This is a genomic window from Natronomonas gomsonensis (genome assembly GCF_024300825.1).
Lineage (GTDB): Archaea > Halobacteriota > Halobacteria > Halobacteriales > Haloarculaceae > Natronomonas > Natronomonas gomsonensis.
Map to the genome: position 1 here is coordinate 1,923,826 of NZ_CP101323.1, position 14,577 is coordinate 1,938,402.

Annotated in this window: 12 protein-coding genes; 3 read left to right on the forward strand and 9 right to left on the reverse strand. The window is 65.0% G+C overall.

Annotated features, from left to right (window positions below; genetic code table 11):
- Positions 1-32: 32 nt before the first annotated feature.
- The 7 genes from NMP98_RS10380 to NMP98_RS10410 all read right to left on the reverse strand — a co-directional run bounded on the left by NMP98_RS10380 (position 33) and on the right by NMP98_RS10410 (position 7,398).
- Positions 33-971: a WD40/YVTN/BNR-like repeat-containing protein gene (locus NMP98_RS10380; protein ID WP_254857495.1), complete on the reverse strand. Its 939-nt coding sequence runs from the start codon at positions 969-971 to the stop codon at positions 33-35.
- 74 nt (positions 972-1,045) lie between these two features.
- Positions 1,046-2,098: a tyrosine decarboxylase MfnA gene (gene mfnA, locus NMP98_RS10385; protein ID WP_254857496.1), complete on the reverse strand. Its 1,053-nt coding sequence runs from the start codon at positions 2,096-2,098 to the stop codon at positions 1,046-1,048.
- Between the two features lie 55 nt (positions 2,099-2,153).
- Entirely contained in the window at positions 2,154-2,906 is a 753-nt protein-coding gene (locus tag NMP98_RS10390; protein ID WP_254857497.1) for a DUF7537 family lipoprotein, read from the reverse strand.
- 87 nt (positions 2,907-2,993) lie between these two features.
- Complete coding sequence (ppsA, locus tag NMP98_RS10395) at positions 2,994-5,246, reverse strand: phosphoenolpyruvate synthase (protein ID WP_254857498.1); 2,253 nt, start codon at positions 5,244-5,246, stop codon at positions 2,994-2,996.
- Between the two features lie 132 nt (positions 5,247-5,378).
- Complete coding sequence (locus tag NMP98_RS10400; protein ID WP_254857499.1) at positions 5,379-5,879, reverse strand: hypothetical protein; 501 nt, start codon at positions 5,877-5,879, stop codon at positions 5,379-5,381.
- Between the two features lie 108 nt (positions 5,880-5,987).
- Positions 5,988-6,887: a PhzF family phenazine biosynthesis protein gene (locus NMP98_RS10405; protein WP_254857500.1), complete on the reverse strand. Its 900-nt coding sequence runs from the start codon at positions 6,885-6,887 to the stop codon at positions 5,988-5,990.
- Between the two features lie 61 nt (positions 6,888-6,948).
- The gene (locus NMP98_RS10410; RefSeq protein WP_254857501.1) at positions 6,949-7,398 is read right to left on the reverse strand and encodes a nucleoside deaminase; all 450 of its coding nucleotides are present in this window, start codon (positions 7,396-7,398) and stop codon (positions 6,949-6,951) included.
- Positions 7,399-7,484: 86 nt separating this feature from the next.
- Here NMP98_RS10410 and NMP98_RS10415 point away from each other — a divergent pair, with 86 nt between their 5' ends.
- The 3 genes from NMP98_RS10415 to mtnP all read left to right on the forward strand — a co-directional run bounded on the left by NMP98_RS10415 (position 7,485) and on the right by mtnP (position 9,733).
- On the forward strand, positions 7,485-8,177 hold the full coding sequence (locus NMP98_RS10415; RefSeq protein ID WP_254857502.1) for a phosphoribosyltransferase: 693 nt from the start codon (positions 7,485-7,487) through the stop codon (positions 8,175-8,177).
- A gap of 1 nt (position 8,178) precedes the next feature.
- On the forward strand, positions 8,179-8,772 hold the full coding sequence (locus NMP98_RS10420) for an HD domain-containing protein (protein ID WP_254857503.1): 594 nt from the start codon (positions 8,179-8,181) through the stop codon (positions 8,770-8,772).
- Positions 8,773-8,887: 115 nt separating this feature from the next.
- Positions 8,888-9,733 (forward strand): S-methyl-5'-thioadenosine phosphorylase, encoded by an 846-nt coding sequence (gene mtnP, locus NMP98_RS10425; protein ID WP_254857504.1) that lies wholly within the window; start codon positions 8,888-8,890, stop codon positions 9,731-9,733.
- A 180-nt stretch (positions 9,734-9,913) separates the two neighbouring features.
- On the opposite strand, the gene NMP98_RS10430 is transcribed toward mtnP, so the two are convergent.
- Together NMP98_RS10430 and smc are read right to left on the reverse strand one after the other, a co-directional pair.
- The gene (locus NMP98_RS10430) at positions 9,914-10,999 is read right to left on the reverse strand and encodes a segregation/condensation protein A (protein WP_254857505.1); all 1,086 of its coding nucleotides are present in this window, start codon (positions 10,997-10,999) and stop codon (positions 9,914-9,916) included.
- Positions 10,992-14,570 (reverse strand): chromosome segregation protein SMC, encoded by a 3,579-nt coding sequence (gene smc / locus NMP98_RS10435; RefSeq protein ID WP_254857506.1) that lies wholly within the window; start codon positions 14,568-14,570, stop codon positions 10,992-10,994. Before smc ends, NMP98_RS10430 begins: the two co-directional genes overlap by 8 nt.
- Positions 14,571-14,577 lie beyond the last annotated feature (7 nt).

The window sequence follows — 14,577 nt, forward strand, 5'->3', positions numbered from 1 at the left end:
AGTTCCCGTCCGTCAGGGGTAAAACAGTCCCGTTATTCGGCTTCGCCGTCGGGGTCGGCGACGGCCGTCATCGAGGCGATTCCCGAGGAGACGCTCCCCACGCCGAACCACCCCTCGGGGTCCCGTCGGAGTATCGACCCCGCCGTCGTTCCGGCGTAGACCCGCCCGTCCACGGCGGTAAACGAGAGGACGAACTCGCCGGGACCGCCGGCGTACTCCACCGGCTTGAGGGTGCCGCCGTCAGCCGCCTCGAACAACGCCGCATCGGTGCCGCGGGGGCCGTCCCACGTGTTCGGTGGTCCACCAGTCGCCGCGGCGTACAGTCGCCCATCGTGGGCGAACGCCTCCCGGAAGTACCGACGGTCGAGGCCCGAATCCAGTCGCATCCACGTCCGACCCGCGTCGTCGGTGCGATAGAGGCCGTCGCCGGTCGAGGCGACCCACTGGTCGTCGACGACGAGGACGTGGTGGACATCCTCGTGGACGCCCTCACGGCGCTCGCTCCACGTCTCGCCGCCATCCTCGCTGCAGTGGATGCCGCCGACTTCGATGCCGGCGACGAGGCGGTCCTCGCCGGCGGCACGGAGCGCCCGGACATGGGCCTCGTTTCGGTGCCGCGGGGTATGCCACGATTCCCGGGAAGGGAGCGCTTGGAGCCCCTCGCATTCGGTCCACGTCTCGCCGGCGTCAGTAGAGCGATAGAGGTGGGCGGGGTGCGTTCCGACGAAGAGACGCTCGCCAACGGGGTGTTCCAGCACCGAGTACACCTCCGGCCGAGGCGTCTCGATTCGCGTCCACGACCGTCCGGCGTCGAGCGAGCGGTACAACCCGCCCCGCGTCGCGGCGTAGGTTCGGGGACCGAAACGACGAACCCGGAGCACCCGGTCGCAGTCGAGTACGCGAACCGCCTCTTCGAGGGCCTCAACCGTTCCACGGAAGACCCCCGTCCGTGTCCCGAAAAGCAGGTTCATGCGTGGCTCCTGTACGTGGAGGGTCTTGACCGTTCTCCCGCACCAAACTGTCGGACGTACCTACTCGGCCCGTCTCAGGCGAGTCGGTCGAGGTCGGCGAGGAACTCCTGTAACATCGGTCGGGTGACGTGAGGCATACAGACGACGCGGGCCTCGTCGGCTTCGGTTCGGGAGATTCGCCAGCCACGCTCCCGGAGGTCGGCGACGAGGTCGTGTGGTAGGTCCATCGCGACGATGGGCAACACGGGCGAGACGACATCGAAGCCCCGGGACCGGACTTCGGCCGCCAGCCAGTCGGCGTTCGTCTGGGACTGTCGGTACTGTCGCTCGTAGCCCTCACGCCACAACTCCTCCATGACGGCGACGGCGCTTGCGACGCCCGCACCGCTTCGGGTGCCCGTCAGCGTCACCTGCGAGGTGGATTCGAGATACGGCGTGTCGATGGCGAGTTCGTCCAACAGTTCGGGCCCGCGAGCCAACAGCCCGCCGGCTGGGACGGCCGCCTGCCCCATCTTGTGGGGGTCGATGGTCATCGTGTCGATGTCGGCGTCGGAGAAGTCCCAGGCGTGGGCGGTAAACGGCAGGACGAACCCGCCCCAGGCGGCGTCGACGTGACACAGCGCGTCAGCGTCGTTGGCCATATCGGACAGCGCCGGAATCGGGTCGACGCGGCCGTACTCTGTGGTGCCGGCGACGCCGACCACGAGGGCAGTGTCGTCGTCTATCAACTCGGCGACGCCGTCGAGGTTGGCGCGGTAGTCCTCCAGTGGCGCCGTCCGCAACTCGACGCCGAGGATGTCGGCCGCTTTCCGGAACGAGAAGTGTGCGGAGGCGGGCGCGACGAAGTTCGGGTCACGAGTGTCCGCCCGGTTGCGTGCGATGCGGACTGCCTGAATGTTGGCCTCGGTGCCGCCTGAGGCGATGTAGCCGGCGGCGTCATCCAATCCGGCGACCTGCCCCAGCAGGTCGACTGCCTCCCGCTCCATCTTGGCGACCGTCTCGTAGGTGCCGGGGTCGCCCGGATTCGTCGCGAGGAACCGCTCGGCGGCATCGCGCGCTGTCGGGTGGGGCTCGGTACACATCGACGACAGCACACGGCTGAAATCCTGCGGTTCGGCCCGCTGCATATCTACGTTCAGTCGTGCTGTGCCTTTATCGATTGTGTTGTGCTTACGTGGGCGTTTATGAGGAGCCTTCGAGGGATTCGACCCACGCCGGTCGCTCGACATCGGGGCCCTCGCTGGCGGTCAACTCGAAGGTGAACTGGTAGTCGGCGGATTCACCGTCGAGGTCGTAAGTCACGTCGACCGACAGCGAGCGAATCCGGCCGTCGCCGTCGACGACGAGTTCCGACTCGTAGTTCCGGACGTTCGTGGCGTTGGGCGGGAACGCGGCCTCGGATTCGGGCTGGTCGGTCGCCGAAAGGGTCGTCAGCGTCGTGCCGTTGGACGCCGTGGTGTCGACGACCTCGTACGGCGCCGAGAGGTGCGGTTCGAGTAGCGGCTGCCCCGCCAGCGATTCGGAGGCAGTCGGTTCACCGCGGCGATACTGTGGGTCTCGGCCGCCGGCTTCGATGCGCTGGTACTCGACCGTTTCGTTGCCCCAGACGATGAACCGGGAGTTCGCACGACCGTTGTTGACGAGTTGATACCGGTACTCCGTGACGTTGGCCTCGACAGTCGTTCGCTGACGCCGTTCGCTGGTGAACGTCTCACCGTCGACGGTTCCACTCTGGGTGAGGTTCACCTCGTGGCTGTAGCCCGACGCGGTGACCGCTTCGACGTGGGCGTCCAGAAGCATCGTCGAGTTGGTCAACTGTTCGTCCTCGACGCCCGGTGGCGCTTCCGAGGCAGAGGGGGAGGCTCCCGGAAGCGCCGAACAGCCGGCGAGCGACAGGAGGAGACACAGCGCAATCGCCGCGTAGGCCCGTTTCATGACAATCAGTCTGTACCCGCCGCGTAAAAAGTGCGTGATGACGAGACGAAAACGGGACGAAAGGAGTTCGCAGAACCGCAGGCGCGGTCAGCGAACCGAGTCCAACAGCAGTTTCTGTTCGACGCGTTTGACTTCGTGTTGGACATCGCGGACGGCGTCGATGTTCGCCGAAATCGAGGAGACGCCTTCGTTGACGAGGAACCGCGCCATCTCGGGTTTCGACCCGGCCTGTCCGCAGATGGACGTGTTGACGTCGTGTTCGCGGCAGGTCTCGATGGTGGTGCCGATGAGTTTCAACACGGCGGGATGGAGTTCGTCGAAGCGGTCGGCGACGTGTTCGTTGTTGCGGTCCACAGCAAGCGTGTACTGGGTGAGGTCGTTCGTCCCGAAGGAGGCGAAGTCGATGCCCGCCTCGGCCATCGCTTCGACGCCCAGCGCCGAGGCCGGCGTCTCTATCATCACGCCCCAGTTTCGCTTTTCGGGGTCGATGCCGGCCTCTCCCATGAGGTTCCGGGCCCGAATGACGTCCTCGGCGTCGTTGACGAGCGGGAACATGATTTCGACGTTGTCGTAGCCCATGTCGAAGAGTCGGCGGAACGCTTCGAGTTCGTGGGCGAAGACGTCGGGGCGGTCGAGACTCCGGCGGATGCCCCGATAGCCCAACATCGGGTTGTGTTCGTGGGGTTCGTCGTCGCCGCCTTCGAGTTGGCGGAACTCGTCGGTCGGGGCGTCCAGCGTCCGAACGCGGACGGGTCGGGGGTAGAACTCGTCGGCGACGCCGCGGACGCCCTCGACGATTTCCTCGACGTAGGCGTCGACGCCGTGGTCGTCGATGTAGCGTTCGGGCGTCTTGTTCGTCGAGAGAATCATGTGCTCCATGCGGAGCAGGCCGACGCCGTCGGCGCCGGTCGCGGCGGCGCGTTCGGCGGCTTCCGGAATCGAGACGTTGACCTTCACTTCCGTCGCCGTCATCGGCTTGACCGGGTTCTGGGGTCTGACATCGTCGAGGGCATCCGTCTCCTCTTCGGGTTCGGTTGCGCCCTCGGTGACGGTTCCCTTGTCGCCGTCCAACGTGACGACCTGTCCGTCGCCGAGGAGTTCGGTGGCGTCGCCGCTCCCGACGACCGCAGGTGCGCCGAGTTCGCGAGCGACGATGGCGGCGTGGCTGGTCATGCCGCCCTCGTCGGTGATGATGCCGCTTGCGCGTTTCATCGCCGGCACCATGTCGGGCGTCGTCATCTCTGTGACGATGATGTCACCCTCGCCGACCTTGTCGAGTTGGTCGAGTTTGCGAACGATGCGAACCGGGCCGGAGGCGATGCCCGGTGAGGCACCGAGGCCCTTCACGAGCACGTCGCCGCCGTTGCCGTCGGCGGCCGCACTCTCTGCGGCGCCCTCGGAGATGGTCGTGATGGGGCGGGACTGCAACATGTACACTTCGCCGTCGATAATCGCCCACTCGATGTCCTGTGGTTCGTCGTAGTGGTCTTCGGCACGTTCGCCGATGTCGACGAGTTTCTCGATTTCCGACTTATCGAGCACCTGCGCTTTGCGACGGTCGTCTTCGACGTCCTGCTCGATGGTCTTGCCGGTCTCGGGGTCTTTGACCATCTCGATTTTCTTGTCGGCGACGGTCGTCTCCAGAACCTCGCCGGTGTCGCGGTCGACGACGTAGTTGTCGGGGGAAACCGACCCCGAGACGACAGCCTCGCCGAGGCCCCACGCCGCCTCGATGATGATTTTCGGCTCGCCGGTCGAGGGGTGGGAGGTGAACAGCACGCCGGACTTCTCGGCGTCGACCATCTGCTGGACGACGACCGCGATGTCGACGACATCGTGGTCGAACCCCTGTTCGTTGCGGTAGTAAATCGCACGCTGGGTGAAAAGCGAGGCCCAACAGCGCTTCACGCGGTCGACGAGGTCCTCGCGGGTGATGTTGAGGAACGTCTCTTGTTGCCCGGCGAAGGAGGCGTCCGGGAGGTCCTCGGCGGTCGCCGACGACCGGACCGCGACGAAGGATTCGCCCTCCTCGAGGTCGTCGTAGGCCGCGAGGATGCCGTCACGGACTTCGTCGGGGAGTTTCGTCTCGAGGATGAGTTCCTTGGCTTTCGCCTCCGCTTCGGCGAGTGCGGTCGAGTCCTCGGAATCGACGTCGACGGCCTCAAACAGCTCCTCGTCGATGCCGGTCTCCTCGATGAACGTTCGGTATGTCCCTGCGGTAACTACGAAACCGGGCGGAACGGGCAGCCCCGCGGCGGTCATCTCGCCGAGCGAGGCGCCCTTGCCGCCGACCGACCCGAGGTCGTCGGACCCGATTTCGTCCAGCCAGAGTACAGCCATCTTGTATCCGAGAGAACCGCCGAGTCGCTAAAGAAGGTTCCGAAGCGAATCTCGGCGACAAGGATTGTCGGGACCGATAGCCGAGAGATGCCGGCATTCGACCGCCGAACCGCCGCAATCGGGCCGTTTCGGTCAGTCGCTCTCTTCGAGTTCGTGGTCGCCGACGACGAGGTTTGCGCCGCCGGTCCAGACGACCTGCACGCGGCGGCCAACCTCGATTCCGCCGGCGTCTTCGGGCGCCGATGCCGCGGCCGCCACCTCGCCGTCGGCGGTGTAGACGGCCGCGCTGTCGCCCTCGACGATGGTGTCGCCGTCGCCGGAGAACGCCGACCCGTCGGCGATGGCCTCGCCGTCGATGCGCAACTCGACGTTCTCGCGGGTGAGTTCGTCGGGGCCGTCGCTGGTCGCGGTCACGACCCGGCTTTCGTCCTGTGCCATCGCGAAACTCACCGTCGGCGAGTTACCGACTTCCTCGGGGTCGATGCCGTCGTCGCCGTTGCCGTCGCTTTCGTTGCCGTCGTCGCCGTTGCCGAAGGGGGCGGAACAGCCCGCGAGCGCCGTCGTCGCGACCAGTGCTGCGCCGCCGAGATACGTTCGTCTGTCGATACCGTCGTGTGGTGGTGTCTCGTCCATTGGAGGGTCGGGAGGGTCGGTTGGCGGGCGGTTCGTGCTTCGGGGACCGAAGCTATCGACACGTGCCACGGCGTCGATAAAACTCTTTTCAAGCCGTGTCGGCAGCTCTCACGCCTCGATGATGTCGTCGGCCTCGAACTCCGGTACGACGACCGACCCATCGAGTGCCGTCACCGCTCGTCCGCCGACCGAGACGGGATCGGCTCTCGCCCGCACCCGAACAGTGCCGGGTCGGTCAATGAAATGTCCCTGTTCGAAGGTCATCTCCTCGGGTAACTCGCCGTCGAAGGCGCGAACCTCACGGAGGTACGCGCCGACAGCGCCCGAGGCGGTTCCAGTGACGGGGTCTTCGTCGACGCCCGCCGCGGGCGCGAACATCCGTCCGTGGAGCGTCGAATCGGCGTCGAGAGCGTCGAACGTGAACGCGTAGACGCCGGTCACGCCCAACTCGTCGGTCAACTCGGCGACGGCACTCATATCGGGGTCGAGGTTCGAGACCCCCTCGAGGAAGTTCACGGGCACGACGAGGAACGGAAGACCCGTTGTGGCCGTCGCCAACGGTAAGTCGGCGCCGATGTCTTCGAGCGTCGCGGGGTCGGCACCGAGGGCATCGGCGACTCGCTGGTAGTCGAGGTCGACCCGTTCCACGTCGGCGGTGTCCTGTGTCATCCACACCGTTCCGTCCTCGATGTCGATGTCGAGGACGCCGACGTTCGTCTCCAGCGTGGCCTCGTCGCCGAGTTCGCCCTCCTCGGCGAGAAAGCCGTGACTCGCTATCGTCGCGTGGCCACAGAGGTCGACCTCCTGTGTCGGCGTGAAGTATCTGACCTTGCGGTCGGCATCGTCGCTCGGCAGCAGGAAGGCGGTCTCGGAGGCCCCGAGTTCGTTCGCCATCGCCTGCATCTGCTCGCCGTCGAGTCCCTCGGCATCGGGAACGACGCCGGCGGCGTTGCCCGAAAGCGGTTCGCTGGTGAAGGCGTCGACCAAGAGCGCACGTCGCGTGTCCATACACCCGCCACGGAGCGCGGGTTTGTTAAGTGAAGTGGCAGAGTGTCATCCGCACACATACCTACCAGAACGACTCGTGAACGGCGCGGCCGGCCTCGTTTGCGACGCCACCGACGACCGGGCAGTCGAGTATCTCCGAGGCGCGTGTCGCGGGTTCGCCGCCGGCGAATTCGACGACTTCGTCGGCGCCGACGCTGTAGACGACCCGGCCGAACCCGGCGTACCGCATCCCGCCGCTACACATCGGGCAGGGTTCGGTGCTCGTGTACATGACTGCCTCGGCCCGAGTGTCGGCGTCGAGTTCTCGAAGCGCCCGGTAGGCGAGGTGGAGTTCCGGGTGCCGGCGAACGTCGTCTTCGGTGAGGACGCGGTTGGACTCGCGCATGACGATGTCGTCGTCGACGACGAGCACCGAACCGAAGGGTCGGTCGCCGCGGTCGACCGCCTCGTGGGCGAGGTCGATGGCCTCGGCCATGTGGTTCTCGTGGTCGAAGCGCTCGAAGTCGGGCATGGCCGGGGTCTCGGTCGGCCGGGACATAGACGTTCGCCCCGCGGCGGACGGACAGATTAACGACACCGGCGTACCTCCCACCCGGTATGAGTGACCTCCCGGACGAGTTCAAGTGTACGATTACCAACTGGGAGTACATCTACGGGCTGTGCCGCGGTGTCTCGAATCAGGTGAAAGACGCCGAGTTCGAACCGGACGTCGTCGTCGCACTCGCGCGGGGCGGCTGGTTCGCCGGCCGCTGTATCTGTGACTTCCTCGGCATGGACGACTTGACGAGCCTGAAGATGGAACACTACGTCGGCACCGGCGAGAAGGCGGAGGAACCGACCGTTCGCTACCCGATGCCGGAGGGCAGCGTCGAGGGCAAGAACGTCCTCGTCATCGACGACATCGCCGACACCGGCGGCTCAATCGAGCGGGCCCACGAGTACGTCACCGACCGCGGTGCCTCGGAAGTCCGAACCGCGACGCTGCAGTTGCTCCAGACCAGCGAGTTCGAACCCCAGTTCGTCGGCGAGCGCCTAGAGGAGTGGACGTGGGTCGTCTATCCGTGGAACTTCATCGAGGACATGATAGACCTCATCGGCGGCGTCATGGAGAAAGCCGACGCCGACACGTTCACCCGGGGAGACATCCGACACTACCTCGCGGAGTATCACCGCGTCGAGCGCATCGGCATGGAAATCGCCCAACCGAACCGCCTCGACGAGGTTCTCGAAGAGATGGTCCGCCGGGACGCCGCCGAACGGGTCGGCGAGGACCGCTGGCGACTGGCCTGACGTGTCCGACTCGCTGGAAGCCCTCGTCGAGGCCTACGCCCTGAAAGACGAGACCCGAACCGGCTGGCAACTCCGCGGCATCGAGGCCCCCGAGTCGGTCGCGGCCCACACGTGGGGCGTCGCGCTGCTCGTCGCCCGCTTCTGTCCGCCCGAGGTGGACCGCGAGCGGGCGCTGACAATGGCCGCCGTCCACGACGTGGCCGAAGCCGAAACCGGCGACATCGCCACCCGCGCCGAGGCCGGTGCCCAATCCGTCGACGCCGAGGAGAAGGAGCGCCGTGAACGCGAGGCGATGGCCGGCCCGCTCGCGGCGCTCGGCGAGGAGATACACGAAACCTGGGAGGAGTACGAGGCCCGGGACACCGCCGAAGCCCGGTTCGTCAAGGACATGGACATCCTCGACACCTGTCTGCAGGCACTCGTTTACGAACGAAACCAGCGTTACGACCCCGACGCCGACAATCCTCACTTCGAGGAGTTCGACGACCTCGACGAGTTCTTCGCCACCGGCGAACCACGGCTGTCGACGGCTCGCGGCCGTGAACTGTTCGAGTCGGTTCGCGAGCGCTACGAGACCACAAAGCGGAACCGATGAGCGTGGATGCGCCCTCGACGAGATACCGGCACGTGAGTATCGCTCGGAGGCGTCCCCCGGTCGGAAGCCAGCGGCGGGACATACACCGAAGTACCACCCGCTCGAAACGCCGTCCATGCTCGGCATCATCGGTGGCAGCGGCATCTACGAGTCGCTCGGCTTCGAGAACACCTACGAAGAGCGCGCCAAGACGCCGTTCGGGCCACCCAGCGCGCCGCTGGAGGTGGGCGAGGTCGACGGGCAGGAGGTCGCCTTCCTCCCGCGACACGGCCGGAACCACCAGTACGACCCGACGAACGTCCCGTATCGGGCGAACATCCACGCGCTGAAGCAGGCCGGCGTCGACCACGTCGTCGCCACGAACGCCGTCGGCAGCCTCCGGGAGTCGCTTTCCCCGCGGACGCTCGTCGTCCCCGATCAACTGTTCGACCGGACCCGCGACCGACCGCGGTCGTTCTTCGGCGACGGCGTCGTCGCCCACGTCTCGATGGCCGATCCGTACTGTCCGCACCTCTCCGAAGCGCTAGTCGAGGCGTCGGACGCCACCGACGCGGAGGTCGAAGACGGCGGCACCTACGTCTGTATCGAGGGACCGCAGTTCTCCACGCGGGCCGAAAGCGAGTTCTACCGCGAACGCGGCTTCGACCTCATCGGAATGACGACCGTGCCGGAGGCCCACCTCGCACGCGAAGCCGAACTGTGTTACGCCGCCGTCACCGGCATCACCGACTACGACGTGTGGCACGACGAAGAGGAGGTCTCACTGGAGACGGTACTCGGTCACGCTGCGGCCAACGAGGAGTCGATGAGCGACCTCTTGGACGCCGTCGTCGGGGCGGTCGACAGCGACTGTGACTGCGACTGTCGGTCGGCGCTGGACGGCGCTATCAACACCCCGGCCGAGGCTATCGGCCACGAAAACCGCGAGCAACTGAAACTCCTTCTCGGCGATTATCGCTGACGGCCATCCTCACGGACGTACGTCAGCGCCGTCACGACGTCGTCGGGGTCGACCCGACCGCGAGTCTCCTCCAGTCGTTCTCTGATTCGGGTTGGTGTCATGTGTGATATTCTCTACCACATTCCAACACATAAACGTACCGGCAAACGTTGCAGGGGTTTTTCGAAAGGGGTTCGGTTGTCAGTCGTCGGCGGGAGCGGCCTCTTCGGCGGGAACGGCGGCGGGGTCCTGCACCCACAAATCGCCGAACAGTTCGTCCTGCTGGAGACGAACCTGCCCGCGGTGGGCGAGAAACAGCAATCCGAGGAACGTGTTGACCTGGGAGCCGCCGGCCTCCCGGACTTCCGCGAACAGCACCTCCTCGCGTCCCTGGTCGTAGTGGCCCTGTAGTTCGACGTACACATCGTTGATGATGTCCTCCATGTGTTCGTCGTGGGCCGTCCCGGTCACGTCGTCGGCCGTCGGTTCGTCGTCCATCCGAAGGTCGTCAGCGCCGTGGTAATCCAGCGTCTGAGTCCCGCGCGAAAAGCCCGACGGCGACTCGGAGGTGTCGTACGTTCTCGACTCCTTCCACCACGTCTCCCGTTCGTGCTCCCGGAGGTCACGCACCAACTCGTCGAGCGTTTGGGGCATCCCTCGGGCCCGCTTCCGCTCGATGCGGCGGTCCATCTCGGCTTCCAACTGCTCGAAGGGGTCGACGGCGGGTCCGCCCTCCTCCGGAGGGGCCGTCTCCCAGGGCTCTTCGTCCCACTCGTCTTCGGGTTCGTCGTCGGTCCACATCGCGTCGCTTTTCATCCGCAACAGCACCGACGCGTAGAACAGCGCCCGCCCGCCGGTTCGTAAATCCGCCTCGTCGAGGCGGTCGAGGAACTTGTCGGTCACCGTCACCACGTCGATGTCCCACGGGTCGATTTCGCCGTCGTCGGCCAACTGGACGAGCAACTCGACGGGTTCGACCTCGTCGTCGTCGGCTTCCCGCGGGTCCGAGACGTCGAACTCCGAGAGCACCGATTCGTCGTCTTCGGGTTCGTCGGTGGCTTCCGCGTCACCGTTCGCTTCGACGCCGTCTGCCTCCCGCTTTCGCTTCTCCTCGTCGTGGCCCGCGATGTTCAGCGGAATCTCCTCGGCCGCGCCGCCGTCGGTTCGCGTTTCCCGAGAATCTCTCTCTGGTCGATTCTCGCTATCTCGCGGGTCGCTTCGCTTGCGACTCCGTTCGTCGCCGCTCGATTTCTCCGAGGACTCCCTGCGGTCGTCCTCGCTAGTCATCCGCCGGCACCTCCCCCGACGACAGGTCGATACCCGTCACCGCCGAGACGTTCTCGTCTTGCATCATCACGCCGATTGCGCGCTCCGAGCGCTCCAGAAGCGCAGACCTGTGAGAGACGACGACGAACTGGGCGTCGCCCGCCAACTCCTCGACCATCTCGCCGACCATTTCGGCGTTGGCGGCATCGAGGAACGCGTCGACCTCGTCGAGCGCGTAGAACGGCGCGGGATTGTACCGCTGGATGGCGAAGATGAACGCCAGCGCAGTCAGCGATTTCTCGCCGCCCGACATCGCATCGAGCCGTTGGACCGGCTTGTCGCCCGGTTGGGCCTTCATCGTCAGTCCGCCCTCGAAGGGGTCCTCGGGGTCCTTCAAGACGAGTTCCCCGGACCCGCTGGAGAGTCGGGCGAAGATGTCCTCGAACTGCTCGTTGATGCCCTCGTAGGCCTCCATGAACGTCTCTTTCTTGCGCGCTTCGTAGGCGTCGATGCGCTCGCGGATGCCGTCGGCCTCCTCGACGAGGGTGTCGCGTTTCTCCTCCAAATCGTCGAGTTCCTCGGCCACGCGGTCGTACTCGTCGATGGCCTTCATGTTCACCGGCTCTAACGCCGTCATCTCGGCTTCGAGACGTGCGATTTCGGAGGTAACCGTCTCGTGGTCCGGAATCTCTTCGGGGTCGTACTCGCCGACTTGCGAACTCAACTCGTCGATTTCCCACTCGAGGCGCTCGAGTTTCTCCTCTATGTCCGCCAGTTTCGACTCGACGCGGGAGACCCGCTCTTTCTGTTCGTCACGGGCAGCCTTCGCGTCGGCGAGTTCGCCCTTCAGTTCCTCGCGTTCGCCCTTCAACTCCGAGAGTTCGTCTTCCAGTTCCGCGACGGCCTCCTCCTTTGCTTCGAGTTTCTCCTCCTCGTCGGCGATAGCCTCCTCCAACTCGACGACGCGGTCTTCGGCCTCTGCCTTCCGATTCTGGGACGTCTCGATGTCGTCGTGGAGTTCCTCGATTGCCTCCTCGGCGTACTGCTTTTCGAGTTCGAGTTCGTTGAGGTCGCCGTCGAGATCGTCCATCCGGTCTTCGAGGTCGGAAATCTCCTCGCGGATTTCCTCCGCTTTGCTCGTCAACTCCGGGATGTCGGAGTCGGCGAGTTCCTGCTCTAACTCCTCTATTTCGGCCTCCAACCCTTCGATTTCCTCGTTTTTCGCCTCGATGTCGTCCTCGACGGCCGCCATCTCGGATTTCACGTCCTCGCGTTCGTCCTCGATGTCGGCGAGTTCGTCTTCGAGCCGCTCGATTTTCGACTCGACTGACTGCCGTTCGCTTTCGACTGACTCGATGTCGTTTTCGATGTCACGGACCGTCTCCGCGGCGTCGGATTGGCGGTCGCGGGCGCCGTCGAGTCGTTCCTCCACGTCGCGAATGTCTTCACGAATCGACTGCTTTTCGTCCTCCAGTTGGGTGATACGTTCGGCGACCCGTTCGAGTTGGCCCTTTCCGCTCTTCGTAAAGGAGTACCGGGAGCCGGATTTCGACCCACCGGTCATCGCACCCGACTTCTCGACGAGGTCGCCGTCCAGCGTGACGAGTCGGAAATCGCCCATCAAATCGCGGGCGGTCTCCATGTCCTCGACGACGAGGGTGTCGCCGACGACGTAGGAGAACACCTCCGAATACGCCGAATCGAAGTCGATGAGGTTGTACGCGAAGTCGATGACGCCCGGCAGGTCGGGCGCCGACGGCAGCGACCGACTGTGCATCTCCGTCATCGGCAGGAACGTCGCTCGGCCGGCGTTTCTGGATTTGAGATGTTCGATACAGCGCTGGCCGATGCCGTCGTCGTCGACGACGACGTTCGCCAACCGCCCGCCAGCAGCGGTCTCACACGCCGTCGCGTACTCGGCGGAGACGCCGCCCAACTGCCCGACGGTGCCGTGGACGCCGTTCATCTCGGCGTTCAGAATCGTCGTCACCGCCCGTCCATACGAGGTGTCGCCGCTCTCGCCGGCGCGAGCCTCCAGTTCGGCGTACTCCTGCTGTTTCGCCGAAAGGTCGTCCTCGACGGATTCGAGGTCTTCCTGTAAGCCGCGCTTCTCCTCGCGGAGGTCCTCGACGACTTCCGTGATGGTTCCGCGGTTGGCTTCGGCTTTCTCCAGTTCGTTTTCGAGGTCCGAGAGTTCGGCGTCCAGCTCCGGGAGTCGGTCCTCGGCGGCCTCGATTTCCTCGCGCTTCTCGCGTTCCTCCTTCGAGCGCCGTCTGGATTCGTCGAGAAGGCGGTCCTGTTCTCGCTGGAGGTCGTTGCGCTCGTCTTTGGCCTCCTGTATCGCCTCGCGTTTGGCCTCCAAGGCGTCGCGAACCTCCTCGTACTCGGTGTCGACGGCCTCGATTTCGGCCTCGACGGCTTCGAGTTCGGACTCCTTCTCCTGTACGTCGGCCTTCAGCGAGGACTTCTCGACCTTCTTGTTTCGGATGTCGGCTTCGAGGTCCTCGATTTTCTCCTGTTTGCGGTCGACTTGGACGAACGCCTGTCGCCGCTTGGCTTCGCTGTCCTCGATACGCTCTTCTGCGGCCTCGACTTTGTCTTCGAGTCGCGCAACCTCGCCCTTTATCTCCTCGATTTCTCGCTTGATGGCGAGCTGTTCGTCCTCGCCTTTCCGTTCGATTTCGGCGTTGAGGTCCGCGAGGTCCTCCTCGAGGCGAGTGACTTTCCCCTGCCGTTCGTCGAGTTCGCGCTGGAGGTCTTCCAGTTCGGCCGCTTTCTCCTCGCGTTTCTCGGTCGCGGCTTCGAACTCCTCGCGTTTGTCCTCGAGTTCCGCGGCCTTCTGATACCCTTCGTACTCGGCTTTCTCGTCTTTGAGGTCCTTGTATTCGAGCGCCGTCTCCCGTTCGTCTTCGAGTTGGTCCAGCCGCGTCTCCTTTTCCTCGATGCGGAGTTCCGCCTCGTCGACGCGCTCTTGGACCGTCTCCAGTTCCTCGAAGGCGTCGGCCTTCTTGGCGTCGAACTCCGCGACGCCGGCGATTTCGTCGATGATTTCCCGACGGTTGCCGGCCGTCATCGTGATGATTTCGGTCACGTCCCCCTGCATCACGACGTTGTACCCTTCGGGGGTCACGCCCGCCTGTGCGAGCAAATCGCGGATGTCGGAGAGGTTCACCGACCGACCGTTGAGGTAGTAATAGGAGTAGTAGGTGTCCTCGTCGGTCTGTTTGACCCGTCGGCGAATCGAAATCTCCTCGACATCGCCGACCTTCTCCGAGCCGGCGGCGGAGACGACCTGGTCTCGGGAGAGCGTGCCGTCGGCGTTGTCGAGGATGACCTCGACGGCGGCCTCGCGCTCCCCGGCGAAGCCGTCGTCGGCGTCATCGTGACCCGGATTGTAGATGAGGTCTGTGAGTTTGTCCGCGCGGATGCCCGACGTGCGGGCCAATCCGAGCGCGAACAGAATCGAGTCGATGATGTTGGACTTTCCGGAGCCGTTCGGACCGCTAATCGTGGTGAAGTCCTCGTAAAACGGGATTCGCGTCTTACGGCCGAAGCTCTTGAAGTTGTCAAGGACGAGCTCTTTGATGTGCATGGGGGCG

Coding starts and splice junctions, on each gene's coding strand:
- mfnA (WP_254857496.1), bottom strand. CDS start 2,098: ATGCAGCGGGCCGAACCGCAGGATTTCAGCCGTGTGCTGTCGTCGATG.
- NMP98_RS10415 (WP_254857502.1), top strand. CDS start 7,485: ATGAGTGACCTCCCGGACGAGTTCAAGTGTACGATTACCAACTGGGAG.
- mtnP (WP_254857504.1), top strand. CDS start 8,888: ATGCTCGGCATCATCGGTGGCAGCGGCATCTACGAGTCGCTCGGCTTC.
- ppsA (WP_254857498.1), bottom strand. CDS start 5,246: ATGGCTGTACTCTGGCTGGACGAAATCGGGTCCGACGACCTCGGGTCG.
- NMP98_RS10380 (WP_254857495.1), bottom strand. CDS start 971: ATGAACCTGCTTTTCGGGACACGGACGGGGGTCTTCCGTGGAACGGTT.
- smc (WP_254857506.1), bottom strand. CDS start 14,570: ATGCACATCAAAGAGCTCGTCCTTGACAACTTCAAGAGCTTCGGCCGT.
- NMP98_RS10410 (WP_254857501.1), bottom strand. CDS start 7,398: ATGCCCGACTTCGAGCGCTTCGACCACGAGAACCACATGGCCGAGGCC.
- NMP98_RS10400 (WP_254857499.1), bottom strand. CDS start 5,879: ATGGACGAGACACCACCACACGACGGTATCGACAGACGAACGTATCTC.
- NMP98_RS10405 (WP_254857500.1), bottom strand. CDS start 6,887: ATGGACACGCGACGTGCGCTCTTGGTCGACGCCTTCACCAGCGAACCG.
- NMP98_RS10430 (WP_254857505.1), bottom strand. CDS start 10,999: ATGACTAGCGAGGACGACCGCAGGGAGTCCTCGGAGAAATCGAGCGGC.
- NMP98_RS10390 (WP_254857497.1), bottom strand. CDS start 2,906: ATGAAACGGGCCTACGCGGCGATTGCGCTGTGTCTCCTCCTGTCGCTC.